Source organism: Streptomyces sp. NPDC057002 (assembly GCF_042673825.1).
Classification (GTDB): Bacteria; Actinomycetota; Actinomycetes; order Streptomycetales; family Streptomycetaceae; genus Streptomyces.
In genome coordinates this window covers 402,262-427,465 of record NZ_JBHURZ010000006.1, presented here as the reverse complement: position 1 = coordinate 427,465, position 25,204 = coordinate 402,262, and the positions used below count along the sequence as shown (strand labels likewise).

The 25,204-nt window shown below is 70.3% G+C and carries 20 protein-coding genes, 1 tRNA gene and 1 pseudogene; 11 read left to right on the top strand and 11 right to left on the bottom strand.

What is annotated here, in order from left to right; genetic code table 11:
• Positions 1-147 precede the first annotated feature (147 nt).
• The 3 genes from pfkB to ACFT32_RS30170 all read right to left on the bottom strand — a co-directional run bounded on the left by pfkB (position 148) and on the right by ACFT32_RS30170 (position 3,513).
• A complete protein-coding gene (pfkB, locus tag ACFT32_RS30180) occupies positions 148-1,095 on the bottom strand; it encodes a 1-phosphofructokinase (RefSeq protein WP_382495571.1) in 948 nt (315 codons plus the stop codon).
• Positions 1,092-1,853 carry a DeoR/GlpR family DNA-binding transcription regulator gene (locus ACFT32_RS30175; protein WP_382495569.1) on the bottom strand — a complete coding sequence of 254 codons (762 nt, stop codon included), beginning with the start codon at positions 1,851-1,853 and terminating at the stop codon, positions 1,092-1,094. The genes pfkB and ACFT32_RS30175 overlap by 4 nt, the downstream gene beginning before the upstream one ends.
• A 154-nt stretch (positions 1,854-2,007) precedes the next feature.
• Positions 2,008-3,513, bottom strand: coding sequence for an MFS transporter (locus ACFT32_RS30170; RefSeq protein ID WP_382495568.1), 1,506 nt, complete (start codon positions 3,511-3,513; stop codon positions 2,008-2,010).
• Positions 3,514-3,575: 62 nt separating this feature from the next.
• On the opposite strand from ACFT32_RS30170, the gene ACFT32_RS30165 reads away from it, so the two are divergent.
• Positions 3,576-4,559: a helix-turn-helix transcriptional regulator gene (locus ACFT32_RS30165; RefSeq protein WP_382495566.1), complete on the top strand. Its 984-nt coding sequence runs from the start codon at positions 3,576-3,578 to the stop codon at positions 4,557-4,559.
• Positions 4,560-4,904: 345 nt separating this feature from the next.
• Here ACFT32_RS30165 and ACFT32_RS30160 read toward each other — a convergent pair whose 3' ends face one another.
• Both ACFT32_RS30160 and ACFT32_RS30155 read right to left on the bottom strand, forming a co-directional pair.
• Positions 4,905-5,564, bottom strand: a complete 660-nt coding sequence (locus ACFT32_RS30160; RefSeq protein WP_382495564.1) for a TetR/AcrR family transcriptional regulator — start codon at positions 5,562-5,564, stop codon at positions 4,905-4,907.
• 371 nt (positions 5,565-5,935) lie between these two features.
• Positions 5,936-6,934, bottom strand: coding sequence for an RNA polymerase sigma factor RpoD/SigA (locus tag ACFT32_RS30155; RefSeq protein ID WP_382495562.1), 999 nt, complete (start codon positions 6,932-6,934; stop codon positions 5,936-5,938).
• Positions 6,935-7,127: 193 nt separating this feature from the next.
• On the opposite strand from ACFT32_RS30155, the gene ACFT32_RS30150 reads away from it, so the two are divergent.
• Entirely contained in the window at positions 7,128-7,649 is a 522-nt protein-coding gene (locus tag ACFT32_RS30150) for a GNAT family N-acetyltransferase (RefSeq protein ID WP_382495560.1), read from the top strand.
• Positions 7,650-7,659: 10 nt separating this feature from the next.
• Here ACFT32_RS30150 and ACFT32_RS30145 read toward each other — a convergent pair whose 3' ends face one another.
• Positions 7,660-8,445, bottom strand: a complete 786-nt coding sequence (locus tag ACFT32_RS30145) for a dioxygenase (protein WP_382495558.1) — start codon at positions 8,443-8,445, stop codon at positions 7,660-7,662.
• A gap of 88 nt (positions 8,446-8,533) precedes the next feature.
• Between ACFT32_RS30145 and ACFT32_RS30140 the strand changes: the two genes are divergently transcribed.
• On the top strand, positions 8,534-9,067 hold the full coding sequence (locus ACFT32_RS30140; RefSeq protein WP_382495556.1) for a MarR family winged helix-turn-helix transcriptional regulator: 534 nt from the start codon (positions 8,534-8,536) through the stop codon (positions 9,065-9,067).
• 110 nt (positions 9,068-9,177) lie between these two features.
• Here the strand turns inward: ACFT32_RS30140 and ACFT32_RS30135 are convergent, their stop codons facing one another.
• Positions 9,178-10,719: an MFS transporter gene (locus ACFT32_RS30135; RefSeq protein WP_382495554.1), complete on the bottom strand. Its 1,542-nt coding sequence runs from the start codon at positions 10,717-10,719 to the stop codon at positions 9,178-9,180.
• A 183-nt stretch (positions 10,720-10,902) separates the two neighbouring features.
• Positions 10,903-11,547: a TetR/AcrR family transcriptional regulator gene (locus tag ACFT32_RS30130; protein ID WP_382495931.1), complete on the bottom strand. Its 645-nt coding sequence runs from the start codon at positions 11,545-11,547 to the stop codon at positions 10,903-10,905.
• Positions 11,548-12,218: 671 nt separating this feature from the next.
• Between ACFT32_RS30130 and ACFT32_RS30125 the strand changes: the two genes are divergently transcribed.
• The 3 genes from ACFT32_RS30125 (at position 12,219) to ACFT32_RS30115 (ending at position 15,537) form a co-directional block, all read left to right on the top strand.
• Complete coding sequence (locus ACFT32_RS30125; RefSeq protein WP_382495552.1) at positions 12,219-13,463, top strand: M6 family metalloprotease domain-containing protein; 1,245 nt, start codon at positions 12,219-12,221, stop codon at positions 13,461-13,463.
• Between the two features lie 76 nt (positions 13,464-13,539).
• Positions 13,540-15,363 carry an IclR family transcriptional regulator C-terminal domain-containing protein gene (locus ACFT32_RS30120; RefSeq protein WP_382495550.1) on the top strand — a complete coding sequence of 608 codons (1,824 nt, stop codon included), beginning with the start codon at positions 13,540-13,542 and terminating at the stop codon, positions 15,361-15,363.
• A gap of 98 nt (positions 15,364-15,461) precedes the next feature.
• Positions 15,462-15,537, top strand: a tRNA-Arg gene (locus tag ACFT32_RS30115).
• Positions 15,538-15,613: 76 nt separating this feature from the next.
• Here the strand turns inward: ACFT32_RS30115 and ACFT32_RS30110 are convergent.
• Positions 15,614-16,041: pseudogene (locus ACFT32_RS30110) on the bottom strand (tyrosine-type recombinase/integrase); the annotation flags it as partial.
• Between the two features lie 155 nt (positions 16,042-16,196).
• Between ACFT32_RS30110 and ACFT32_RS30105 the strand changes: the two are divergent.
• The 4 genes from ACFT32_RS30105 to ACFT32_RS30090 all read left to right on the top strand — a co-directional run bounded on the left by ACFT32_RS30105 (position 16,197) and on the right by ACFT32_RS30090 (position 19,282).
• Positions 16,197-16,589: a hypothetical protein gene (locus tag ACFT32_RS30105; protein ID WP_382495549.1), complete on the top strand. Its 393-nt coding sequence runs from the start codon at positions 16,197-16,199 to the stop codon at positions 16,587-16,589.
• Between the two features lie 907 nt (positions 16,590-17,496).
• Positions 17,497-17,811: a hypothetical protein gene (locus ACFT32_RS30100; RefSeq protein ID WP_382495547.1), complete on the top strand. Its 315-nt coding sequence runs from the start codon at positions 17,497-17,499 to the stop codon at positions 17,809-17,811.
• A 210-nt stretch (positions 17,812-18,021) separates the two neighbouring features.
• Positions 18,022-18,543, top strand: a complete 522-nt coding sequence (locus tag ACFT32_RS30095; RefSeq protein WP_382495545.1) for a hypothetical protein — start codon at positions 18,022-18,024, stop codon at positions 18,541-18,543.
• Positions 18,544-18,817: 274 nt separating this feature from the next.
• The gene (locus ACFT32_RS30090; RefSeq protein WP_382495544.1) at positions 18,818-19,282 is read left to right on the top strand and encodes a hypothetical protein; all 465 of its coding nucleotides are present in this window, start codon (positions 18,818-18,820) and stop codon (positions 19,280-19,282) included.
• A 1,263-nt stretch (positions 19,283-20,545) separates the two neighbouring features.
• On the opposite strand, the gene ACFT32_RS30085 is transcribed toward ACFT32_RS30090, so the two are convergent.
• The gene (locus ACFT32_RS30085; protein WP_382495542.1) at positions 20,546-22,261 is read right to left on the bottom strand and encodes an ABC transporter ATP-binding protein; all 1,716 of its coding nucleotides are present in this window, start codon (positions 22,259-22,261) and stop codon (positions 20,546-20,548) included.
• A complete protein-coding gene (locus ACFT32_RS30080) occupies positions 22,258-24,063 on the bottom strand; it encodes an ABC transporter ATP-binding protein (RefSeq protein WP_382495540.1) in 1,806 nt (601 codons plus the stop codon). The genes ACFT32_RS30085 and ACFT32_RS30080 overlap by 4 nt, the downstream gene beginning before the upstream one ends.
• 101 nt (positions 24,064-24,164) lie before the next feature.
• Between ACFT32_RS30080 and ACFT32_RS30075 the strand changes: the two genes are divergently transcribed.
• Positions 24,165-25,199 (top strand): helix-turn-helix domain-containing protein, encoded by a 1,035-nt coding sequence (locus ACFT32_RS30075; protein WP_382495538.1) that lies wholly within the window; start codon positions 24,165-24,167, stop codon positions 25,197-25,199.
• The last annotated feature ends 5 nt before the right edge of the window (positions 25,200-25,204 follow it).

Genomic DNA, 25,204 nt, shown 5'->3' with positions numbered 1-25,204 from the left:
GCGGGCTCCTTAGCTCGCGTATCGCCCGGTGCGTGGGGTGGGCGGGGGAAGGGACGGGGGTGCTGCGGTGGGGGGTGACGAGGGTGGCGGCGGGGAGTAACGGGGAGGCCCGCCGCTCGGGGTCCGGTTCGTGCGGCTCGAGGTACGTCATGACACCGGCTCCTTCAGCACACGGTCCGCCGGGACCTCCGCCGTGACCGTCACGGCCGCCGGGTCCAGGTCGCCCGGCTCCGGCATGACACTGCCGGGCAGCTGGACGGCGGCCGCGCCATGGGCGACCGCGGAGGCGAGGGCGTCCGGGCCGCTGCCGCCGGCGATCAGGAAGCCGGCGAGGGAGGAGTCGCCGGCGCCGACGTTGCTGCGGACGGTGTCCACGCGGGCGCTGCCGAACCAGGCCCCCTCGTCGGACACCAGCAGCTGCCCGTCCGCGCCCAGGCTGGCGAGGACGGCCCGGGCACCCAGGGCGCGCAGTTCCTCGGCCGCCTTCACGGCGTCGCCGACCGTGGCGAGGGGGCGGCCGACGGCTCCGGCGAGCTCCTCGGCGTTCGGCTTGACCACGTCGGGCCGCTCGCGCAGCGCCTCCAGCAGCGCGGGCCCCGAGGTGTCCAGGGCGATCCGGGCACCGGCGGCGTGCGTGCGGGCGACCAGCTCGGCGTACCAGGAGGGGGCGAGGCCGCGCGGGAGGCTGCCGCAGCAGGCGATCCAGGCGGCGTCGCCGGACTGCCGCCGTACGGTCTCCAGGAGCAGTTCCCGTTCGGCCTCGGACAGTTCGGGACCCGGGGCGTTGATCTTCGTGAGGACGCCGTCGGCCTCGGCGAGGGCGATGTTGGAACGGGTGGCCCCGGCGACCGGGACCGGGGCGACCTCGATTCCCTGCGCGTCGAGCAGGTCGGCGACGAGCGCGCCCGGGGCACCGCCCAGGGGCAGGACCGCCACGGTGCGCTGTCCGGCCGCGGCGACCGCGCGCGAGACGTTCACGCCCTTGCCGCCCGGGTCCATCCGCTCGCCGGTGGCGCGGATGACCTCGCCGCGGTCGAGGGACGGCACCTCGTAGGTGCGGTCCAGTGACGGGTTGGGGGTGACGGTGAGGATCATGCGCGCACTACTTCCGTGCCGCCGCGCTCGATGGCGACGGCGTCTTCGGGGCTCAGCCCGCTGTCGGTGATCAGCAGGTCCACATCGCTCAGGTCGCCGAAGCGGGCGAAGTGCTCCTGGCCGTGCTTGGAGGAGTCGGCGATCAGGACCACCCGGCGGGCGGCGGCCACGGCCGCGCGCTTCACGGCGGCCTCGGCGAGGTCGGGGGTGGTCAGACCGTGTTCGGCGGAGAAGCCGTTGGCGGCCACGAACAGCACGTCGGCGCGGATCTCGCCGTACGCCCTGAGCGCCCAGGCGTCCACGGCGGCGCGCGTACGGTGCCGTACGCGCCCTCCGATGAGGTGGAGCTGGATGCCGGGGTGGTCCGCGAGGCGGGCCGCGATGGGCAGGCTGTGCGTGACGACGGTGAGGGAGGCCTCCAGCGGGAGGGCGGCGGCCATCTTCGCCACCGTCGTACCGGCGTCGAGGATCATCGTGCCCTCGGTCGGCAGTTCCGCGAGGGCCGCCTTGGCGATGCGGTCCTTCTCGTCGGCCGCCGCGGTCTCGCGCTCGGCGAGGTCCGGCTCGAAGTCGAGACGCCCGACCGGGATGGCCCCGCCGTGCACCCGGCGGACCAGGCCGGCCCGGTCGAGGGCCTTCAGATCCCGGCGGATCGTCTCCGCCGTCACCTGGAACTCCTCGGCCAGCGACACGACATCCACTCGGCCGCCGTCACGGGCGAGCCGGAGGATCTCCTGCTGCCGCTCCGGTGCGTACATGTCTGTTCGCCTCCGCCTCATGCCCGAACGTGTGGTTTCAGCGGGAGGCTACGCCGAGATTTCTGGGAAGTAAACAGGTTCGGGCCCAATCGGGCATGATCGGAAACAGCAGCGGGCCCGGCACCTTGTGAGGTGCCGGGCCCGTCCCCCGCTGTCAGACCAGCGCCGGTTCCTTCCCCTCCGCCGGCAGCGCCTCACCCTCCACGTGCTGCGCCGGCCGCTTCGGCAGGGCGAACATCAGCAGGAAGATGGCGGCCATCACCGCGGCCACCCAGCCGAGCGCGTTCTCGAAGGCGTCGGCGAAGGCCGGTCCCACCTGATCCCGGCTCAGGTGGTCGCCGATCGAGCCGAAGAACACGACCGACACCAGACCGAGCCCGAGCGCGTTGCCCATCTGCTGCACGGTGTTGATCAGGCCGGAGGCCGAGCCGGAGTGCTCGCGCGGCACCTCGGAGAGGATCGCGTCGGTCAGCGGCGCGACGATCAGGCCCATGCCGACGCCCATCACGACGAGCGGCAGGGCCATCTGCCAGGAGGTGATGGCGGGGCCGTAGTGCCCGGACTCCCAGATGTAGAGCAGCACCCCGGCCGCCATCACCAGCGCGCCCGCCTGGAGCACCTTGCGTCCGAAGCGCGGGACCAGCTTCTGCACCGACATCCCGGCGGCCACGGACACCGCGATCGAGAACGGCACCCCGGTCAGCCCGGCCCGCAACGGGCTCCAGCCCAGCCCGAACTGCATGTACAGCGTCCACACCAGGAAGAAGATGCCGAGCGCGACCCCGAAGACCGTCTGCACGGCGATCCCGGCCGCGAAGCTCTTGACCCGGAACAGCGACAGCTCGACCAGCGGAGAACCGTCCCGTGCGCTCTTGCGCCTCTCGTACGCCACCAGCGCCGCGAGGACGATCAGCGAGCCGGCCATCGAGACGTACCCCCACAGCGGCCAGCCCAGCTCACGCCCGCGGATGAGCGGGTAGATCAGCATCAGCAGGCCCAGCGTCACGAGCGCGACACCCACAAGGTCCAGCTTCAGGGCCCGCGGCGCCTTGGACTCGGTGATGAACCGGCTGCCGAGGACCAGACCCGCGACACCCACGGGCAGGTTGATCAGGAAGATCGAGCGCCACTCCCACCCGAACAGGTTCCACTCGGTCAGCAGCGCGCCCAGCAGCGGACCGGACACGGCACCGAGCCCGACGACCGCGCCGAACAGCCCGAACACCTTGCCCCGTTCGTGCGCCGGGAAGGTCGCGTGCACGATCGACAACACCTGCGGCACCATCAGCGCCGCCATACCGCCCTGCAGGAACCGCGCGGCCACCAGCATCTCCGGGTTCACCGCGAGGCCGCACAGCGCGGAGGCGACGGTGAAGCCGCCGATGCCGACGAGGAAGATCCGCTTGCGGCCGTGGATGTCACCGAGCCGCCCGCCGGTGATCAGCCCGGCGGCGAACGCGAGGGCGTATCCGGCGGTGATCCACTGGATCTCGCTGAAGGAGGCGCCCGACTCCCGCTGGATCGAGGGGATGGCGATGTTGACGATCGTGACGTCGACGAGGTCCATGAAAGCCGCGGTCATCACGATCGCGAGGGCGAACCAGCGGCGGCGGTCGGTCCCGCCGCCCGTGGTGCCGAGGGTGGTGTCGGTGGAGGTCATGCTTCGAAACTAGGGGGTCATTAGGTCAGATGATGTCCTAGTGGTGCGGCATCCTCGTCGGTATGACGACGGACACACCGGCCCGGCTGCTCACGCTCCTCTCCCTCCTCCAGACGCCCCGCGAATGGCCCGGCGGCGAGCTCGCCGACCGGCTCCGGGTCTCCCGCCGCACGGTCCGGCGGGACATCGACCGGCTGCGCGAACTGGGCTACCCCGTGCAGGCGACCAAGGGTGCCGACGGCGGCTACCGGCTGGTCGCCGGCAAGGCCATGCCGCCGCTCGTCCTCGACGACGAGGAGGCCGTGGCCATCGCGGTCGGGCTCCGCGCCGGGGCGGGGCACGCGGTGGAGGGCCTGGACGAGGCGTCGGTGCGGGCGCTGGCCAAGCTGGAGCAGGTGCTGCCGGGCCGGCTGCGCCATCGCGTGACCACCCTGCAGGCCGCGACCATGCCGTTGACCAGCGGGGACGGTCCCAGCATCGCACCAGAGACGCTGACCGTGATGGCCTCGACGGTGGCCGGGCACGAGCGGCTGCGGTTCGCCTACCGGGCCGCCGACGGCACCGGGTCGCGACGTCTGACGGAGCCCTACCGGCTGGTCTCGACGGGCCGCCGCTGGTACCTCGTGGCGTACGACATCGACCGCGACGACTGGCGGACGTTCCGCGTCGACCGGGTGAGCGAACCGTTCGCCACGGGCGCCCGCTTCGTACCGCGCGAGCTGCCCACGGGGAGCGCCGCGGAGTTCCTGCGGCAGTCGATGCAACGGCAGCAGCAGACCTACGACTTCGAGGTCACGTTCGCCGCACCGGCCGCCTTCGTAGCCGCCCGGCTGCCGAACTGGCTGGGCGCGCCCGAGCCGTTGGACGACAGCACCTGCCGGCTGCGGGGGTCCACAGGGGACCAGGTGCAGTGGGTGGCGTTCCGGCTGGCGATGCTGGAGTGCGACTTCGTGGTCCGGGAGCCTGCGGAACTCGTGCGTGCCGTACGTGAGTTGGGAGCACGGCTGAGCAAGGCGGCCGGAGACGGGGACGCCGGCGGGGCCTGAGCCCCCGGCCGCTCAAGTGCACACCGGCGAGGCCTGAGCCCTGGCCGCTCAAGTGCACACCGGCAGGACGCGCGCCCAGCGCTCAAGCGCAGGTCGGCAGAGCGGGGCCTTGCACTCAGGCCCACGCCGGCGGAGCGTGACCCCAGCACTCAAATGCACACCGGCGGAGCGTGCCCCCGGCACTCAGGCGCACGCCGGCGGGACGTGCCCCTGGCGCTCAAGCGCAGGCCGGCAGAGCAAGGCTCTGGCACTCAGGCACACGCCGGCGGAGCGTGACCCCGGCACCAGGCGCACGTCGGCGGGACGTGACCCCGGCGCTGAGGCTCGGTCCGGCCCCCGGCCGCGTCACGTCTCCCACGGGAAGTCCCGCAACGCCCTCAGGTTCCGCGACGCGAGTTCCGCCGGACCTCCCGGGCCCTCCGCCGGGCCGTCTCCTTCCGCCCAGGCCTCCAGGGCGGCGCGCACGGCGGCGCTGGCGACGGCGGCGGCGAAGCGCGGGCCAGGCGCGGCGGCAACGTTGTCGTCGCCCCGCTCGGACCCGGTCGCCCGTTCCGCCAGCACCTCCCCCAGCATCCGTTCCGATGTCTGGCACACCTCCGCCCACACCCGGCGCAGGGACGGATTCCCCTCGGCGAGGCGCAGCAGCGTGCGCACCCACTCCCAGGAGGACGCCGAGACACCGACGCCCGGGGTGAGGGTGTGGCGGACGCCCTGTTCCAGGGCCTGGAGCACGCTCGTGTCGGCGGGAGCGGCGCGTACCGCCGCCACCCAGCGCTGGGCGCCGGCCGCGTAGAGCGGGGCGACGGCCTCCTCCTTGGTGGCGAAGTACCGGTAGAAGGTGCGCGGGGCGATGCCGGCGGCCTGGGCGATGTCCTCCGCGCGGGTGGCGCGCAGGCCGTGCCGGACGAAGAGGCCCGCCGCCGCCCGGGCGATCTCCATCCGCGTCTCGGCCTTCCGCCGTTCGGTCAGCGAGGCCTGAGGCGGGGTCGGGGTGGTGCTGCTCACGCCCGGCAGGCTATGCCCATGTGACACAATCTGCCATCTGGCGGGCCACCCCGTGGTTCAGGTACGGGGTGCCCCGCCCTCCAAGCACCCCGCGGTGCGCGAGGCACCGGCAGAAAAAGAGCCGGACCCCGGCGCCCGGGGGGAGGGGCGCCGAAGCCCGGCCTTGGGAGAGTCCCGGCGCCGGGGGGAGTGCGACGGGACTTGGTTCTTGGGGCCGAGGGGGTGTGGCCCCGGGCCCGAACTGGTGGACCCGGAATTCTTGTTCCCCGAGCCTCGCGGGTTAAGCGGCGATACAACGCCATGTTTGCGCGGTCTTTCGCCACCCGGCGTACGCGGTGTCACCCATCACGCAGCCGGGTGCGAAACAGGCGTCACGCCGCCGCGTCGAAACCGGTACTGCGCGCCAGCTTCTTCAGCTCCAGCAGCGCGTGCTTCTCGATCTGCCGGATGCGCTCGCGGGTCAGGCCGTGCTCCTTGCCGACCTCGGTCAGCGTGCGCTCCCGGCCGTCCTCGATGCCGTAGCGCATCTTGATGATGGAGGCCGTGCGCTGGTCGAGGCGGCCGATGAGGTCGTCGAGTTCCTCGCTGCGCAGCAGCGTGAGCACCGACTGCTCGGGCGACACCGCGGAGGTGTCCTCAAGGAGGTCGCCGAACTGGGTCTCGCCCTCGTCGTCCACCGACATGTTCAGCGAGACCGGGTCGCGGGCCCAGTCGAGCACGTCGGTGACACGCTCCGGCGTCGAGGCGAGCTCGGCGGCGATCTCCGCGGGCTCCGGGTCCCTGCCGTGCTCACGGTTGAACTCGCGCTGCACACGGCGGATCCGGCCGAGCTCCTCCACGAGGTGGACGGGCAGGCGGATCGTACGGGACTGGTCGGCTATCGAGCGGGTGATGGCCTGGCGGATCCACCACGTCGCGTACGTGGAGAACTTGAAGCCCTTGCGGTAGTCGAACTTCTCGACCGCGCGCACCAGGCCGGCGTTGCCCTCCTGGATCAGGTCCAGCAGCGGCAGACCGCTGCGGGGGTAGCGGCGGGCGACGGCGACGACCAGGCGGAGGTTGGAGCGGATGAAGATGTCCTTGGCCCGCTCCGCGTCGGCTATCAGGGCCTCGAGTTCGTCACGGGTGGCGTCGGTCTTGGTGTCCTCGAACCCGTCGAGGACCTGCCGCGCGAACACACCCGCCTCGATGACCTGCGACAGCTCGACCTCCTTGGCGGCGTCGAGCAGTGGCGTGCGCGCTATTTCGTCGAGGTACATGCCGACCAGGTCGCGGTCGGCGATCTCGCCGCCATGGGCGCGAACACTGCTTGCCGCGTCGGCCGTCTCGCCGGTGGCGGACTTACGACGGGCGACGGCACGGGTTGCCATGCGTGCTCCCTTGCGATGGTGAGGTCAGCGGGCGGTCCTTCGGACGCTGGACTCCGTCTCCGGGACTCTCCGGACTCTCCTCGGGTGCCCTGCATCCGATGGAAACAACGACTGGAATCAGGACAGAATTCCCAACCCGCCCCACGATTTTCCTGATCATGCAGTACCCTGTCCGGCCACCTGGGGAGGCACGATGCCGTCGGAACGTACAGAGGTGCAGGTCAGGCCGGGAGTCGAGGCCGACCTCGAAGCTCTCACAGCCCTCTACAACCACTATGTCCGTGAGACGGCGATCACATTCGATACCGCGATCTTCACTCCGGAAGAGCGCCGCCCTTGGCTGCTCTCCCATCCAGTAGACGGCCCGCACCGCCTGATGGTTGCCACGGGCACCAACTCACAGGAAATTCTGGGCTACGCCACATCAAGCCCTTACCGGCAGAAGCCCGCTTATGCCACCTCGGTGGAAACGACTGTCTACGTCGCCCCGCACGCGGGCCGTCGCGGCGTCGGCAGCCTGCTGTACGAGGCCCTCTTCGAGGCCCTGTCCGGCGAGGACCTGCACCGCGCCTACGCCGGCATCGCCCAGCCGAACGAGGCGTCCGGGCGGCTGCACGAGCGTTTCGGCTTCCAGCACATCGGTACGTACCGGGAGGTCGGCCGCAAGTTCGGCCGCTACTGGGACGTGGCCTGGTACGAGAAGCCGCTGCGGTAGGGGGACGGTTTCAGCCGAACTGCACCGACCGCTTGGCCAGCCCCATCCAGAACCCGTCGATCACCGACTTCTGCACGTCCAGCTCACCGGCCGCGTCGGCGGCGCCCATGGTCACGAACAGCGGGGCGAAGTGCTCGGTGCGCGGGTGGGCGAGCTGCCCCGCGGGCGACGTGCGGGTGAAGTCCAGCAGCGCGTCCACGTCCCGCGCCTCCAGCGCCCGCCGGCCCCAGTCGTCGAACTCCGCCGACCAGCCGGGGATGCCGCCCTGCCGGAGCGCGGCCAGGTTGTGGGTGAAGAAACCGGAGCCGACGATCAGCACACCCTCGTCCCGCAGCGGGGCGAGCCTGCGGCCGATCTCCATGAGCCTGACCGGGTCGAGCGTCGGCATGGAGACCTGGAGGACGGGAATGTCGGCCTCCGGGTACATCTCGACCAGCGGGACGTACGCGCCGTGGTCGAGACCGCGGTCGGGGACGTCCTGGACGGGCACACCGGGGGCGCGCAGCAGCTTCCGTACCGACTCGGCGAGCTCCGGTGCGCCGGGAGCCTCGTACCTCACCCGGTAGTAGTGCTCGGGGAAGCCCCAGAAGTCGTAGACGAGCGGGACGGTCTCGGTGGCGCCGAGGGCGAGCGGGGCCTCCTCCCAGTGGGCGGAGACCATCAGGATCGCCTTGGGGCGCGGCAGTCCGGCGGACCAGGCGGCCAGTTCACCGGGCCAGACCGGGTCGTCGGCCAGCGGCGGGGCGCCGTGGCTGAGGTACAGAGCGGGCATGCGCTCCTGGGTGGCGGCGGACATGCTGCGACTCCCTCCAGAATGGTTCCCTGACAAAACTGTACGGGCCATTTGTTTAATCTTCAAGGAGGGGCCACGTAGAGTGGAACACATGAAGGCACCCGCATCCGCACCTACACCGGCCTCCGGCCAGGAGCCCCAGGAACCGCGCTGGCTCACCGATGAGGAGCAGCGCGTCTGGCGCTCGTTCATGGAGGGCGTCACCCTCCTCGACGACCATCTCGACCGTCAGCTCCAGCGCGACGCGGGCATGCCGCACGTCTACTACGGCCTTCTGGTCAAGCTCGCCGAGGCGCCCCGGCGGCAGCTGCGGATGACCGAGCTCGCCATGCTGGCGAAGATCACCCGCTCCCGCCTCTCGCACGCCATCGCGCGACTGGAGAAGAACGGCTGGGTGCGCCGCGAGGACTGCCCCGACGACAAGCGGGGCCAGTTCGCCGTACTCACGGAAGAGGGCTACCAAGTGCTGCGGCAGACCGCCCCGGGCCATGTGGAGGCCGTACGGCAGGCGGTCTTCGACCGGCTCTCCCCGGAACAGCAGAAGTCCCTCGGCGAGATCATGAGGATCGTCGCCGAGGGACTTCAGCCGGCCGAAGCGGGTGCGGACCTGCCCTGGCTCCGCTGAGCCGGGGCAGGTCCTGGAATCCATAGGTACGAGGCGTCCCCTTCCTCGTGCCTACGGGTGGCCCGAAGGGGTTTTCTCAGGTGCCCGAAGGGGTTCCTCCGGGCACCTCGTCAGTGGGCGACGACCGGGATCTGCACCTCGTCGTCCACGCCGGAGTCCGAGCCGGTCACGGGTGAACTGTCCGGACGGCCGGCGTTGACGAAGGTCAGGGCGATCGCGGCGGCCACCACGAGGATGCCGACGGCGAACCAGATGGCGCTCGTGTAGCCCTCGACCATGCCCTCCAGCTGGACCAGCTGCTGCTGGGACCGGCTGGTCGCCCCCACGATGTGGTCGGCGATGTACGACGTCGTCGCCGAGGCGGCGATGGTGTTCAGCAGGGCGGTACCGATGGCGCCGCCCACCTGCTGCGAGGTGTTGACCATTGCGGAGGCGACACCGGAGTCCCGGGGCTCGACGCCCTGGGTGGCCAGGGACATGGCCGGCATGAACGCCGTACCCATGCCGAGGCCGAGCAGCAGCATCGCCGGCAGCAGCAGGGCCGCGTACGAGGAGCCGATCTCCAGCTGGGTCAGCAGCAGCATGCCGAGCGCGGCGACCAGGAAGCCGGGGCCCATCAGCAGGCGCGGCGCGACCCGGGTCATCAGACGGGTGCCGATCTGGGTCGAGCCCGTGATCATGCCCGCGATCATCGGCAGGAAGGCGAACCCGGTCTTGACCGGCGAGTACCCCTTCACGATCTGCAGGTAGTAGGTCAGGAAGAGGAACAGGCCGAACATCGCGATGATCGCGAGTCCGAGGGAGAGGTAGACACCGCCGCGGTTGCGCTCGGTGACCACGCGCAGCGGCAGCAGCGGGGCCTTGACCTTGGACTCGACCAGCACGAAGGACAGGAGCAGGACGGCGGAGGCGACGAACATGCCGACGGTCACGGCGTCGCTCCAGCCGTCGGACTCGGCGCGGGTGAAGCCGTAGACCAGGGCGACCAGGCCGAGGGTGGACAGGATCACGCCGGGGATGTCGAGCGGCGAGCGGTTGCGACCGCCCTCCGGCTCACGGATGACGAAGTACGCACCGGCCGCGGCGACGATGGCGAACGGGATGTTCACGAAGAACGTCCAGCGCCAGTCCAGGTACTCGGTGAGGAAACCGCCCAGGATCAGACCGACGGCACCGCCGCCACCGGCGATCGCGCCGTAGATGCCGAACGCCTTGGCGCGCTCCTTGGCGTCGGTGAACATCACGGCGAGCAGGGAGAGAGCGGCGGGCGCGAGCAGGGCACCGAAGACGCCCTGGAGGGCGCGGGCGCCGAACATCATCGCCTCGTTGGTGGCCGCGCCGCCGAGCGCGGAGGCCGCGGCGAAGCCGCCGAGCCCGAGGACGAACGCCCTCTTGCGGCCCCACAGGTCGGCTATCCGGCCGCCGAACAGGAGCAGACCGCCGAAGGCGAGGGCGTAGGCCGTGACGACCCACTGCCGGTTGCCGTCGGAGATTCCGAGGTCCTGCTGGGCGGAGGGCAGGGCGATGTTCACGATGGTGGCGTCCAGGACGACCATCAGCTGGGCGAGCGCGATGAAGACGAGCGCTTTCCAGCGGCCGGCGTCCGGCGAGGCGGCCGGATTGCCGAGTGCCTTTGAGGCTGTTTCAGACATGGGGGTACCCACTTCGGGACTTCGTGACGGAAAGAGATGTCGAGAGACAGCGGATCGCCCGTAGGGATGGCCGCAGGGACTGTCGTCTTGGCCTCAGAGGTTGTGTCCTGGCCTCAGAGGTTGCGTCTTGGCTTCAGAGGTTGCGTCTTGGCTTCAGACGGATGGACGCGCTGAACTAATCGGTCAGGGCTGGCGCAGATCCTCCAGGGTCACGGCCGTGCCCGGCAGAACGGAGCGAGCGGGAGCCCGCAGCCCGTCCAGGAACAGCTGAAGATGGCGGTGGACGAAGGGGTCGGCACGGAAGCAGTCCGTCCCGGCCGGGGGCCGACTGAGCTGGGCCACGGCGATCATGACGTCTCCGACGCCCACGTCGGGGCGGAGCTGCCCGGCGGCGCTGGCCCGGTCCATGACCTCGGCGACCTGGCTCTCGACCCGTTCGCGCGCGGCTTCCAGATCCGGGTGGTGCTTGTCGAACGTGCTGGAGACCATCGGGCACAGCGCGCTGATCCGCTCGTCGGCGGCGGCGTGCACGAAGCGCTCCAGCGCCTCGAACGCGTCGCCGGTCTCGGCGAGCGCGAGCTCGGCCGCGGCGGCCGTACGGTCCATGACGGAGCAGACGACCTCGCGGACCAGCGCGTCGCGGTCCGGGAAGTTGCGGTACACCGTGGCGTTGCCGACGCCGGCCCGGCGGGCGATCTCGTCGAGCGGCACCTCGGGGCCGTGCTCGACGAACATCTCCCGGGCGGCGGTGACGATCCGCTCCCGGTTGCGCAGGGCGTCGGCGCGAGGCCGGGGCGCCTTGCGCTGTTCGGGGGTGGCGGTCTGCACGGCGTACTCCTGGATGGGTGAGGTGTGGGTGTTGCGGTGCTTGCGGTGTTGCGGTGTTGCGGTGTTGCGGTGCTTGCGATCCGGGGAGCGGGTCCCCGTTTCGGTCTGACACATGGCTAAACGGGGAGTGGGTCCCCGGTATTTCCCGTAGCCGGATTTTCTCCTTGTGACCTGACTCACAAGTACCCCTGGCTCTGGCTTGGCGCTACTGGCGGGAAACCCACGATCGGTCTCCTCCAACGCGCGCCCCCATCCCCCGCAACGCAGGGTGAGCGAAAGGGTGCAGCCGGAGACCGGCGGCTGCCGTGGCGCGGGAGGTCCCCTGCATGCAGCCGCAGCCTCAGCGCCCCCGGCCGGGCGCGGCGGGATCGCACGGCCCGGGCCGTAAGCGGCATCCGGGGGCGGGGCGTGCGGGGGCGGGCGGAGCGGGGAGCGGGGGTACGGGTGGTGCGGGGTCGGACGGCTCGGGGCGTGCGGGATCGGGCGGCTCGGGGCGTACAAAGTCGCACGGCTCAGGCCGAACGGAGTCGCACGGCTCAGGCCGAACGGAGTCGCACGGCTCGGGCCGAACGCGGCCGGGTGGCTCAGGCCGCGCCCAACCACCTGGCTCAGGCCGTACGCCGCCGCCCCGCCGTCGGATACCCCGGCGCCGTCTGGCGGCCCTGGCCTGTGTGACCGCCCTGACCTTCTCGGTCAGCACCTCGGCCGGCACGGGCCACCTCACCCCGGGCGCCACGACGGCCGGAGCCGGCCCGATCGCCCTGTCCCGCACCTCCTCGCACGCCCCCTGCCTGATCCACGGCGCCCGCGAGGTCCAGATGTCCGAGGGCATCCCCACGTCCGACGGCTACTCCCGCTCCACCGGCACCGTCCGCGCCCTCACCCTGATGATCGACTTCTCCGACGCCCCCGGCGACGGCGACGCCCTGGACCGCTTCCGGGAGTTCTTCCCGCAGACCCGCGAGTGGTTCCGCACCAGTTCCTACGGCCGTCTCGACTACCGCCCCGAGACCCCGATCCCGGAGTGGCTGCGGATGCCGAAGTCCTTCCGCGAGTACGGCATAGAGCGCGGCGCCCCCTTCGACCCCGGCTACCGCACGCTGGTCCAGGATCTCGTGGCCGCGGCCGACCCCAAGGTGGACTTCCGCGCGTACGACCTGGTGAACGTGCTGGTCACCCCGAACGCCGGCCCCTCCGCCCTCGACACGGTCCTGTCCGTCACCTTCGCCGGCAACCCCGAGGCCCCGACGGCCGACGGCACCCCCGTGGCCAACGCCTCGTTCGTCTATTCCCGCCAGGACGACGGTTCCGGCTCCTACGACCGCAACGGCTACCGCGTACTCCCCCACGAGAACGGCCACGTCTTCGGCCTGCCCGACCTGTACACCGCCGAGGGCGGGGGCGCGGTCGGCCACTGGGACATCATGAGCGAGGACTGGGGCGCCAACAACGACTTCCTCGGCTGGCACAAGTGGAAGCTGGGCTGGCTCGACGCGACGCAGGTCCACTGCGTGGCGACCCCCGGCACCACGGAGTACACCCTGACCCCGCTGGCCAGCGCCGGCGGCTCCAAACTGGTCGTCCTCCCCCTGGACAGCGGAACCGGCTACGCCGTTGAACTGCGCACCCGCGCGGGCAACGACGAGACGGTGTGCCGCCCGGGCGTCCTGATCTACGAGGTCGACGCGAAGGTGGACACGGGCATGGGCCCGGTCACCGTCCACGACTCCCGCCGCGACAGCGGCGGCTGCACCCGCGCGCCGAACGTCCACGCGGAACTGTCGGACGCGCCGTTCACGCCCGGCGAGACATTCCGGGATCCGCGCAAGGGAGTGGAGATCGAGGTGGCGGGGGTGGATCTGGAGGGGGGAGGTGGGGATGAGGGCGGGTATCGGGTGCGGGTGACGAGGGGGTAACGACGCCAGAGGGAGCGAGTCCGTCCGGGACTCCGGATTACCGTAGGCCTGCCGCGACCGCCGTACCGGAGAGCCCATGCCAGCGAAGCCACCCATGAACGACGACCCCGAGGGGTCCGCCCCCACGGCCGACGAGAACGGGGCGGCGGCAGAGGTCGGCGGCACGGCCACACCGGCCACGGAGTCGACCGCGCCGACCACCACGGAGGCAACAACACCAGCCCCGGGGTCGGCCGCACCAACCACAGGATCGGCCGCACCAGCCAGAGAGTCGGTCACGCCGAACGAAGCAGTCACACCGGACGAAGCGGTCACGCCGCTGATACGCGGCATCGCGGTGCTGCGGGAGCTGACCGAGGCGGACGGCACGCTGAGCCTGAGCGGCCTGGAACGGGCCACCCGCCTCGCCCGCTCCACGATCGACCGCATCACGGCCACGCTCGCCCGCATGGGCTACGTCCGCGTGGACGGCCGGGACGTACACCTCTCCCCCCGCCTGATGGAACTGGGCAACGCCTACCTCGCCGCCCTGCGCCTCCCCGCCCTGCTGGCTTCCCGGGCGGACGCCCTGGCCGACGAGCTGGACGAGTCGGTCTCCCTGGCGGTCGCCGACCGCGACGGCATCCGCTTCATCCACCAGGCGACCCGCCGCCGCGCGATGTCCCTGAGCTTCCGCATCGGCGACCTGCTCCCCGCCGAACGCACCGCCCCCGGCCCCCTGTTCGCGACGGAGTGGAGTGCCACCGACTGGCAACGCTGGCGCGAACGCCGGGCGGCGGATCCGAGGGACCTCTCCTTCACGGCCGTCCCCCCACGCAAGTACGGAGCGGACGCGAGAGACGACGACATGTTCATGAGCCGCACGCACGAGGCGGCCGAGAACGGCTGGGCCCTGGACGACCAGCTGATCGAACCGGGCTTGGTGGCGGTCTCGGTCCCGGTCCGCTCCCCTCACACGACCGCCGCCCACCAGCCTCCGGTATGCGTGGCCAGCGTGGTCAGCCACACCAGCCGCCACACGGCACACAGCCTGCGCACCACCCTGCTGCCGAGGTTGCGGGCGGCGGTGAAGCGGATGGAGCAGGAGTTGGAGCGCACCCCACCCCCGCCCCCCGGCACACCGCCGTCGGACCTGGCGCTCTGGACAGGCGCGTCGAAGCAGCAACTCGGCCGCGACTTCATCGAATCCCTGGCGCGGGGCCTGACGGTCCTCACGGCCTTCGGCGAGGGCAGGCCGGAGCTGACACTCACGGAGGTGGCCCAGGCAACGGGACTGGCCCGGGCGACGGCCCGCCGCGCACTGATCACCTACGAACACCTGGACCTGGTGACGCCGACAGGCGACCGCACCTTCGCCCTGACCCCCCGGATCCTCTCCCTGGGCTTCCCACCCCTCTCCCGTACGACCCTCCCCGACATCGCCCACCCCCACCTCGCCGACCTGACGTCCCGCATCCACGAGTCGACGTCCTTGGCGGTGCTCTCGGACTCGGGCGAGGAGATCCAGTACACGGCGCGGGTGGCGACGGGCCGGGTGATGAGCGTGAACATCACCCTGGGCACCCGCCTGCCGGCGCACGCGACGGCTCTGGGCCGAGTCCTCCTGTCGGACCGGGCCATCGGCCAAGCCCCCCTCCCCCAGGACACCCTGACCTCGGTCCGCTCCCAGGGCTACGCCTTGGTGGACGAGGAACTGGAAGAGGGCCTCCGCTCCATCGCGGTCCCGATCCGCGACCGGTCCGGCCGGGTGGTGGCCGCCCTGAACACGGCGATGCACGCGAGCCGCCACAGCCTCCGGGAGTGCGTGACGGACCTCCTCCCCGAACTGACGACAACAGCCACCCGCATCGAGTCGGACCTCCACACCGCAGCCCGCTTCACCCACGTCCCCCTGACCTGACCCCCACACCCACCCGACCCGTATCCGGTACGCTGACGCCAGTGGTCCCCCAGACCACAGGCACGCCGCTGCTTGCGTCCGATGCCACTGCCTTCGTTGCCTTCGTAGCTCAGGGGATAGAGCACCGCTCTCCTAAAGCGGGTGTCGCAGGTTCGAATCCTGCCGGGGGCACCAGCTCAGCAGGGGGTCACCTCCGAATTTTCGGAGGTGACCCCCTGCTGACATCCAGATTTGAGATCAACGGAGTCGGTCACTGGCGACCGGGGCCTCTCCTGATCAGCCGCTCCTGTTGCTCATGGCTTCACGCTGCGTGTCCTGGACGACGTGGGTATAGACATCCATCGTGATGCTCATCTGAGGGTGACCAAGGATCTCCATCAGACGCGGGGCGCAACTCCGGCCGCAGTGAGCAAGGTGACCGTCCCGTGACGAGGGTCGTGCAGCCGGATCACGCGGAGGCCTGGCGGACTGGGCGACGCGCGTGAACGAGCGATAGACGTTGCGCGGCTCGACCGGACGGCCGGGCCGGGTGGTGAAGACGTAGGCCGACAGCCAGCGGAGGGGTGCGACGCAAAGGGCAGGCAGAGATGCGGCGTGACGGCGGCGGCTATTGGGGTTGCCGTCATACAGGGCCCCACAGCGTCGCTGCATCTGCTGACGCACGTAGAGGAGACGGCTGTGCGCCCCACGCCGGCACCCGCATCAACTGGACGGTCCGACCAGTGCTCTACCTGCCGCTCGCGCACAGACACAAGGCCGAACTCCCCTCCTGTGCACATGACTTCAAACCCACAGAAGCCTCAGCGGCTCGCGATCCTCATTAGGGTGCTCGCATGACGGAGCCAGTCGAGCCAAGACGAATGCCCAAGCAGGCTGAAGAACTCTCCAACGTGTACGACCTCCTAGAGGAAGTACGACTCCGACCGGGCATGTGGGTCCGTCGCTGTTCACTGCAGCACCTGGACTCCATGCTCATCGGCTACCGCGTTGCTCTGGGAATCCATGGCAACGCGGAGCCGTTCGACTTTTGGAACCCGGGCCCCTTCTCCGAGTGGCTGGGGCGGCGACTGGAGCGCCATTCCTCCCTGGGCTGGGCAGCCGAGATCGAGCGTGAGGCAGAGCAGGCCGACAGGTCCGCGATGGAGATGTTCTTTGAACTCCTTGACGAGTTCCGCGCCGATACGAACCAGCTTCCGGATGGGGAAGAGCCCTTTACGGGGCCATGATCACTCGCGCCAAAGCAGCGCCACCCCAAAGCCGCTCCGCCGACCGGGTCACAAGCCCCACGAGGGCCACCCCAGCGCCACAACACAAAGTAATCAGTTAGATACTTTAAGTGATACACTCTACGTGTCAGCCTCCCTATTCCAGGAGGGTTCGTGAGTATCGTCAGCCGGATTGCCGCAACGCTGGCTAGTGTCAGCATCCTCGGCATGTCCATGCTCCCTCAAGCTGCCGCGAGCAGCGGTCCCCTATCGACTGCCGAGGCCCGAGCATCGCGATGCAGTGACTTCGGGAGCGCTCTTCTCTGCATGGTCGCTACGCCGGGATGGCGACCCCGAACCGAGTACACCCATAAAACGAACAGCACGCTCGATCTCCAGCTCGGATATCAAGTGCGCGCCTCCAACGGGCAGATGGCAACCCACTGGGACCCTGCCGGATTCATTACGTTTAGGAATCGTTTTGACACCTACTCGCACGAATTCGCCGCCACGGTCTACGCCCAGTACCAGTACCGCGGTGTCGTGCGCCAGCGAAGCGGCGAGTCTGTGTACTCACCTTGGGTGATTCCGAGTTGATGCGTCTCCCGAGACGAAGGCCAACACTGCGCTCACTGGGCTGATTGCCAACGTACGGTGACCACAGCCCCGCAACGCCGCAGCCCAACCCGAATGGCTCCAGCCAGCCGACACCCACCTGTCCGTAGTGAGTGTCTAACTGCGTGACAACGTCGACGAACAGCGGCGGACTATCGCAGCAGGTGAGAGACCCACCGGCCCAAGGTCAAGCAGCCATCCAAGTTGCTTCGGGACGAAGAGGTCACGTGTACAGTCCTGCCGGCGTCAGGGGTGCGACAGTCGGCGACGACTCTCTATTGCCCTACCATCCTGGACACCGCATCCTCGGCGTATGCCGGTCTCTCCTGATACTCGCGATCTATGCCGGTCCGTCTTCGCGCCGGACGTGCTGGAGGTGGCCGTTATGGCTCTGGGGACGTACACCGGGCCAGATGAGACGTGGGTTCACCAGGCCGCCACCAGGCTCAGCGCAGGAGAGCTTCACCGCCTGGCCCACTGGTTGAACGAGGCCGAGCGAAACCCGGACACCTTCCGCTGGTACGCCAGCGATCCCACCGACGTGTCACCCGAAACCCACTGGTTCGCGGTCGAGTTCGCCAACACGCTGATGGACAAGGATGTCCCCAAGCCGCCAGGGCCGCGGTAAGCACCGTGTCAGACCCGTGCCAGATAGCACGGGGAGCCACGGGGAACAGCGGTCAGTCACCCGGCACGTCCACATGTCATGACGCTGTTGCGCACCAGGTCAGCGCGCCTATCGAGCATGGAAAACCCAAGCTTCCCAAGCTGAGATCATCAGCGCCTGGGACCGTGGCCTTCTTCACAGCGCGCAACAACGTGTGCTCAATACAGTCGTATGGACTGGACTGCACCTCTGAGTGCCATAGCCGGCGCACTCGCTGGCATCGTCGCGACGTTCGTTGTGGACCGAGACCGCTGGAAGCGTGCCCAACGAGCAGACGCACAGACCGTTCTGCGCGAAGCCTTCGTGACCTACCTCTCTCACCTGGCCCGCGCGACAGAGAGCATGCGCTTCGCCTCAGAAGCTGCCTACGACACACCTGAAGATCGCAGGCGTGCAGTCCGTGCCGCCTTCTCAGAGTCCGGTCTGTTCGAGCAACGGTTCAGCCTGACGATGCTTGCCCCGCCTCGCGTGGTCGAGCTGGGCGTCGAAGCGTTCCGCACCGTCCGAACTCTGCGCGATCTACTCGCGGACGGCGCACACGTCACGGATGGCACCTTCCAGACCGCACAACACACCTACTACAAGGCCGTTCAGGCCACCGCATCCGCCATGCGCCAAGAACTCGGCATCCCCGAATTGCCCTTCGATCCCTTGGCGCCCAGCCACGACACCCGCACTCAGCGGCACCCCTGAGCACCACTCCAGGGCGAGCCCTTGTGAGAGGAACCCGGCCTTCGGGGCAGCTCGGCGCGGCCGGGCCACCGTCTCAGTTTCCGTCTCATTCAGCTCCGTTCACGGCTGTTCATCAAGGACCGCGCGCAGAGTTCGTCTCAAGGGCCAGCCGCCCAGGAACGCAGGTGAACGACCTCGAACCGAGCCCAGCACCCCACCAACACAGTGGGACATCGTGTTGGCGGGGTGTAGGGCGTGCATGCGCCCGGTCGGCGATACGTGATCAGCTTGGGGTGTGCAGACCATCATCGCCAGTGCCATAGCCGTTCTGGGGACCCTGCTCGGCTCGGGGCTCACCCTGGCGTTTCAGCAGCGCACCACCGACAAGGGGCATCAGTTCACCCGCCATGAGAGGCTCCGCCAGGAGCGACTCGATGCTTACTCCGCCTACGCCGGCGCACTCATCAACTACCGCCGCTGCCTGGTACATCTCTGGTTCTGCGAACACGAACAACCACCACACGAGGACCCCGGCGTTGTTCGAGTCCGCGCGTACGATCTGCGCTCCAGCGCCCAAGAAGCTCTCTTCCGGGTGCAGATGCTGACCGATGACGAGGCCTTGAGCGAGGCGGCAGAAGCTGTGCTTGCGGAGGTCACAGCCCTGCCCAAGACGGACAGCAGGACTGAACTGGACCAGCGCAGGGTGAAGACCCGCGACGACATCAGTCGACTGGTCACAGCGTCCAAGCGCCACCTCTGATGCGCCTGCCGACGCGTCTGCACGAACGGCCATTGCCCGGACAGGCCTCGAATGATCGCAGCTTCCCAGGCTGAGGGCGTGGTGCCAGCCCTGGCTGGCAGGTGCTGTTGGCGGCCGGGCTCTTCCAGCGACGCCGCCCCTAGTGGTGTTCTGTCTCCATGGATAGTGCGGTACCAGTTCTCGTTGCAGTTCTGGGCACGCTGCTTGGTTCAGCTGCGACGTACCTTTTCCAACTCAAGTCTTCGAAGCAAGCAGAGGACCTCGCTCATCAGAGACAGCTGAGGTCAGAGCGCATGGCGATCTATAGCGAGTTTGCCGGAGCGGTGACCGAGTTCAGGAGATGCCAGTACAGCCGATGGCACAGCGATCACGGGACCCCTGGTAGTGGAGGCGCTGAAGCAGTCCTAGAGGCTCGTCGGGTCAGGGGCATCGCGCAGCACGTCGGTTTTCGAGTTCAGCTCATAGCCAGTGACCCAGCGCTGATCGAGTCGACTCGCAGTGCGCTGAAAGCCACGGCTGCCATGCATCGTGCCGTAAGCGCCGAGCAACTTCGTGCCAAGGACGACGAAGCCATACGTTCGTTGGAGCGCTTCATCGTGCTGGCCTCTGGCGACGTGCAGTAAAGACCGACTGGCATCCTGGTTACAGCGCTTGTTGGGCCGTCCGAGGCTGCTCGACAGCCGCCGATGACGACCAACGACGACCGCTAGGCGCAGGAGTACAGCGCTCGTGACCTGCAAAAACCCAGCTCACCAAGGTCCCCGACAACCCTCAGGGGCAAGACGAAGCAAACCGAGCTGAAGAAGCCCTCTACCTGCGGTCTTCCCGTCAGGAGGGGGCTTCTCTGTGCGGTTGGGCCGTTCGCGCTCAGAGCGGCGCAGTGCACCCGGACCGACACGAGGCGGGCCAAGGGGAGTAGGGCGATGGTTTCGGCGCCGACCAACGGTGAGCGCCGCGCCGCCGAGGCCGATGAGGCCGAGGTGCAGCAGCTCACGAGGGATGAGGTCGACGGTGCACCATCCTGACATCCACGAGTGACATCAACGGCGCCGGACGCCAGGGCTCCTGGACGGTCTAACGCGGCCAGGTTGCCCCTGTGGCTCCCTGGTATGGCCGCGCAGCGATCGAACTCCTAAAGCCGGTGTCGCAGATTCGAATCCTGCCGGGTGCACAGCCAGAAGGACCAGCTCAGAAGGGGTTTCCTCCCGGGCTGGACCTCGTCGTGTTCGGGGTCGTGCCACACACGTGCCACTACAGCCAGTCTCAGTCCCGCTCCGCCCCGGCCAAGGACAGGTCCCAGTACGCGGCGTACCGGCCCGCGCGGCGCAGCAGGTCCTCGTGGGTGCCCTGTTCGACCACCCGCCCGGCGTCCAGGAAGGCGACGTGGTCGGCCCAGCGTACGGTTGCCATGCGGTGTGCTACCAGGACCACGGTCCGGCCCGTCATCAGCTGCTCGATGCCGGCGTGCACGGCCGTCTCGTTCACCGAGTCCAAGGCCGAAGTGACCTCGTCGAGCAGGACGATCGGGGCGTTCTTCAGCAGCGCGCGGGCGATGGAGACGCGCTGCCGTTCGCCGCCCGACAGCAGCGTCCCGCCCTCGCCCACGTCCGCCGACCAGCCGCCGGGCAGCCGCTCGATCACTTCGTCGAGACGGGCCGCGGCGGCCGCGGCACGTACCTCGGCGTCGGTGGCGTCCGGGCGGCCGAGGCGCACGTTCTCCTCGATCGTGCCGTCGAAGAGATAGACGTCCTGGAAGACGATGGCGATCCGCGCCATCAGCGCCGCGGTGTCCATCTCCCGTACGTCCACGCCGCCGATCCGCACCGCGCCCGCGTGGACGTCGTAGAAGCGGGCGAGCAGCCGCAGCAGCGTCGTCTTGCCCGCGCCCGACGGCCCGACGACGGCGAGGCGCCCGCCCTCGGGTACGGACAGCGTCACCCCGTCGGCGACCACGCGGTCGCCGTGCCGGAAGGTGACCGTGTCGAACTCGACGTCGTGGCAAGACGGTTCGCGCGGCGCGCGGGGCTCCGGAAGCGGCTTGGTGCTGAGGACGTCGTCGAGGCGGGTGAGTTCGGCGCGGGCGGCGCGGATGCCGCCACTCATCTCGGCGAGGGACAGCAGCGGGTCGGCGCAGCGGGCGGCGAGCACCAGGATTGCCAATACCTCGGCCGCACCGATGTTCCCGCCGAGGGCGAGGTACGCGCCCAGTGCGAGCAGCGCGGTGAACACCGCCTGCACGGTGACCGCGAGACCCAGCACACCCGGCAGCGCGGAGAGGGTGGAGCGGCGCGATGCGCGGCGCAAGTCCTTCAGGGAGTCGTCCAGCAAGACGAATCGCTCGCCGGTGCGGCCGGCGGCGCGCAGCACCGGCTGGGCCTGGAGGTACTCGATGACGCGGCCGGTGGCCGCGCGCTCGCGTTCCACGCGCTCCGTGTCGGTCGCCGTCGTCGCGCGGGCCGTGCGCAGCTGGACCGCGGCCACCAACGGCACGGCGGCCAGGCCGGCAAGCCCCAGCTGCCAGTTGAAGGCGAGCATCACGGCGACGATCGTCAGCGGCGTCACACAGGCGGAGATGAACGGCGCCAGCAGGTGCGCGATCACGCTCATCGCCCGCAACACGCCCTGGCCGGCGAGGACGGCCACCTCGCCGGTGCGGCCGGGTTGATACCAGCCGATGGGCAGCCGGGCGAGGTGTTCGCCGAGGCGCTCGTACATGCCGTGCAGCAGCGTCGTGCCCACGCGGAATCCGGAGCGGTCGCTGACGTACCGCAGCACCGCATAGACCGCGACCGCCGTGCCGAAGGCGGCCAGCCAGGGACGGGCGTCCTCGGGTGTGCTGCCGAAGAGCGCGCGCAGCACGGGCACCAGCAGTGCGTACGACAGTCCCTCGGCGAGGGCGGTCGCCGTCATCAGGGCGACGGTGCGGCGCACCGGCCCGGCGTACTCGTGGCCGAGCACACGCAGCAGTGTGCTGATCATCGGGCCTCTTCCCCTTCCCTGACACCGGCACCGGCACCCGCACCCGCACCCGCACCGGCGTGGATCTTCCAGAATTCGGCGAACGCACCGTTCCGCGCGAGGAGTTCCGCGGTCGTGCCCCGCTCCACGATCTCGCCGTCGCGCAGCATCACGACGGTGTCGGCGCCGGCGATCGTCTCCATGCGGTGGGCGATGACCAGCGTCGTCCGCTTCTCCCGGTCCTGCGCCAGCGCCTCGCGCACCGCCTGCTCGGTCTGGGGGTCGGCGAAGGCGGTGGCCTCGTCGAGGACCAGGACGGGGGCGTCCGCGAGCAGGGCGCGGGCGATCGAGACGCGCTGCGCCTCGCCGCCGGAGAGACGGGCGTCCTCGCCGATCACCGAGTCGTAGCCGCGGGGGAGTTCGAGAACGCGGTCGTGGATGCTCGCCCGGCGGGCGGCGCGGACAACGGCGTCGCGGTCGGCGTGCGGGACGGCGAGGGCGATGTTGTCCGCGACCGAGGCGCGCAGCAGCCGGACGTCCTGGAAGACGAAGGACACCCGCCGGTACAGCTCCTGGCTGCCCACCTCACGCAGGTCGACGCCGCCGAGGAGCACGGAGCCGTGCGTCGGGTCGTAGAACCGAGGCAGCAGTTGCACCAGCGTGGACTTGCCGCTGCCGGACGGCCCCACCACGGCGGTGATCGTCCCCGGCTCCAGCACCAGGTCGATACCGCGCAGCACCTCGCGCCCGGCCTCGGCACCCTCGTACCCGAAGCGGACGTCCCGCAGCTCCATCCGGTGTCCCTCGGGCGCCACCGGCCGTTCGGGCTCGGGCAGCGACGGCTCGGCGAGTACGTCCCGGATGCGGCCGACGGCGCGCCGCGCGGCCTGCAGGTCGTCGAAGCCGTGCCCGAGCGCGGCCACGGGCGCGGTCAGCCCGAGGCCGAGGAGCAGGAAGGGCAGCAGGTCCGCTGGGGCGAGCCCGCCCCCGGTGATCCGGTACGCGCCGCCGACCAGCACCGCCAGCAGCACGAACGGCGGCGACAGCGCCACCTGCATCCCGGCGGCGACCCCGGAAAGACCGCGCACCATCCGGTAGAAGCTCCGGGTGAAGTCGCCCACCGCCGTACGGAACCTGCCGTGCGCCCGCTCCGCCCCGCCGAACGCCTTCACCACCGCGATGCCCTGCACGAACTCGACCGCCGACGCCGAGATCCGTCCCATGGCGGAGTCGAACTCCTTCTGCTCGCGCAGCCGCGTGGGGGTCATCATCAGCGGCACCAGCGCGGCCGCCAGCAGCACGGGGATCAGCGTGATCAGCGTCAGCCGCCAGTCCACGGTGAAGAGGTAGCCGAGCGAGACCAGCGGCACCACGAAGGCGGAGACCAGCTCGCCCGGCGTGTGGGCGATGAGCGGGTGCACGGCGCTGACGTCCTCGCCCACCAGCTTCGCCAGCTCCCCGCTGCGCCGCCGCGCCAGCCGGCCGATCGGCATCCGCCCGAGCCGCGCGGCGAGTCGCCGGCGCAGCGACAGCTGCACCCGGGTGTCGAGGAGGTGCCCGACGCCGGACGAGGCGGCCGTGAACAGCAGCCGGACGAGCAGCCCTGTCGCGCCCGCGATCACGACATCGCGCACGTGCCCGTCGTCGGCCGGCCCCGGCGCCAGCAGCGTACGGCCGAGCTCGACGACCGCGAGCAGCGGCGCCAGGCCGGCGACGGCACCGATCACCTGAAGGACGACGACGACGGCGAAGCCGCCCGCGTACGGGCGCAACAGACGGGCCACGCCCGGTGGTTGCGGCGCGGTGGTTCCGGTGGGAGTCATGCGCTCACCTTCGCCGCGGCCGCGGCCCGCTGGATTGGAGAAATGTTCCGTCCAGATGTTCCGTCCAGATGTTCCGTACGGGCGGGCCGTAGCATGGACGCATGTCAACTGCCGTGCATCGGCGTGTCGTTGCCCCCGTGTGGGAGGTCACGCGCCCGGCCCGGCCCGGCCGCGTACCCGGCGTCGTCCTGGCGGGGCTGCGCGACCGCGGCCCGGCTCCGATCGACCACCGGCTCGACCCGCACCCCGTGCTGACGCTGGCACTGCCCTGCGGCGAGGCGGCGCTGGGCATCGACGAGTCGACTGGACGGCAGCACCGCGGCAGCCTTGTCACCGGGCTCGGGTTCGGCGCAGGTGGTGCGGCGCGGGTGCGGGCCGTGAACGTCGAGTGGGTGCAGGTGCGCCTGTCGCCCGCCATCGCGCGCGCCGTGCTGGGCGTGGGCCCTGCCGAGCTGGAGAGCTCCGTGGTGGCCCTGGACGACCTGTGGGGAGAGCGGCGGGCAGCCCGGCTGCGCGAGCGGCTGGCAGGGACCGCCTCGTGGGAGGAACGCTTCGCGCTCGTCGAAGCGTTCCTCGCCCCTCTGTCCGCCGCGGGGCCCGCCATCGAGCCGGAACTGGCCTGGGCCTGGGACCGTATCGTCGCCGGGCACGGCCAGGTGCGGGTCGAGGGGCTGGCCGACGAGCTGGGCTGGAGCCGCAAGCGCCTGTGGTCCCGTTTCCACGCGCAGCTCGGCCTGCCGCCCAAGCGCGCAGTGAAGCTCGTCCGCTTCGACTGGGCCGCCACCCGCCTGGCCGGGGGCCAGGAGGTGGCCGGGGTCGCGGCCGACTGCGGCTACGCCGACCAGTCGCATCTGCACCGGGACGTCGTGGCGTTCACCGGTGTGACCCCGGCGACCGTGGCCGGCCAGTCGCTCGTCGCGACGGACGACCTGGCGTGGGTGGACCATGTGCCGCGTCTCTCGGCACGATGGGGCGATGCCCCGGCCTCCCGTTTCGACGGGCCGCACCGGCCACCGCCGCCGACCACCGGCGGAGATGCCCGAGCTGGACGGGTTCCCGGGCGGAGTACGGATGTACGGTCCTGTCACCCGGGCCGGCGGCCCGCTCACGCCGCCGATGCGGGGGACTCCGGCTGACGGCG

Bases quoted from the DNA above. Each gene is read 5' to 3' on its own strand.
- ACFT32_RS30155 (WP_382495562.1), bottom strand. From the start codon at position 6,934: ATGGCAACCCGTGCCGTCGCCCGTCGTAAGTCCGCCACCGGCGAGACG.
- ACFT32_RS30175 (WP_382495569.1), bottom strand. From the start codon at position 1,853: ATGTACGCACCGGAGCGGCAGCAGGAGATCCTCCGGCTCGCCCGTGAC.
- ACFT32_RS30105 (WP_382495549.1), top strand. From the start codon at position 16,197: ATGACGGAGCCAGTCGAGCCAAGACGAATGCCCAAGCAGGCTGAAGAA.
- ACFT32_RS30135 (WP_382495554.1), bottom strand. From the start codon at position 10,719: ATGTCTGAAACAGCCTCAAAGGCACTCGGCAATCCGGCCGCCTCGCCG.
- ACFT32_RS30100 (WP_382495547.1), top strand. From the start codon at position 17,497: ATGCCGGTCTCTCCTGATACTCGCGATCTATGCCGGTCCGTCTTCGCG.
- ACFT32_RS30095 (WP_382495545.1), top strand. From the start codon at position 18,022: ATGGACTGGACTGCACCTCTGAGTGCCATAGCCGGCGCACTCGCTGGC.
- ACFT32_RS30150 (WP_382495560.1), top strand. From the start codon at position 7,128: ATGCCGTCGGAACGTACAGAGGTGCAGGTCAGGCCGGGAGTCGAGGCC.
- ACFT32_RS30145 (WP_382495558.1), bottom strand. From the start codon at position 8,445: ATGTCCGCCGCCACCCAGGAGCGCATGCCCGCTCTGTACCTCAGCCAC.
- ACFT32_RS30120 (WP_382495550.1), top strand. From the start codon at position 13,540: ATGCCAGCGAAGCCACCCATGAACGACGACCCCGAGGGGTCCGCCCCC.
- ACFT32_RS30165 (WP_382495566.1), top strand. From the start codon at position 3,576: ATGACGACGGACACACCGGCCCGGCTGCTCACGCTCCTCTCCCTCCTC.
- ACFT32_RS30075 (WP_382495538.1), top strand. From the start codon at position 24,165: ATGTCAACTGCCGTGCATCGGCGTGTCGTTGCCCCCGTGTGGGAGGTC.
- pfkB (WP_382495571.1), bottom strand. From the start codon at position 1,095: ATGATCCTCACCGTCACCCCCAACCCGTCACTGGACCGCACCTACGAG.
- ACFT32_RS30080 (WP_382495540.1), bottom strand. From the start codon at position 24,063: ATGACTCCCACCGGAACCACCGCGCCGCAACCACCGGGCGTGGCCCGT.
- ACFT32_RS30140 (WP_382495556.1), top strand. From the start codon at position 8,534: ATGAAGGCACCCGCATCCGCACCTACACCGGCCTCCGGCCAGGAGCCC.
- ACFT32_RS30170 (WP_382495568.1), bottom strand. From the start codon at position 3,513: ATGACCTCCACCGACACCACCCTCGGCACCACGGGCGGCGGGACCGAC.
- ACFT32_RS30085 (WP_382495542.1), bottom strand. From the start codon at position 22,261: ATGATCAGCACACTGCTGCGTGTGCTCGGCCACGAGTACGCCGGGCCG.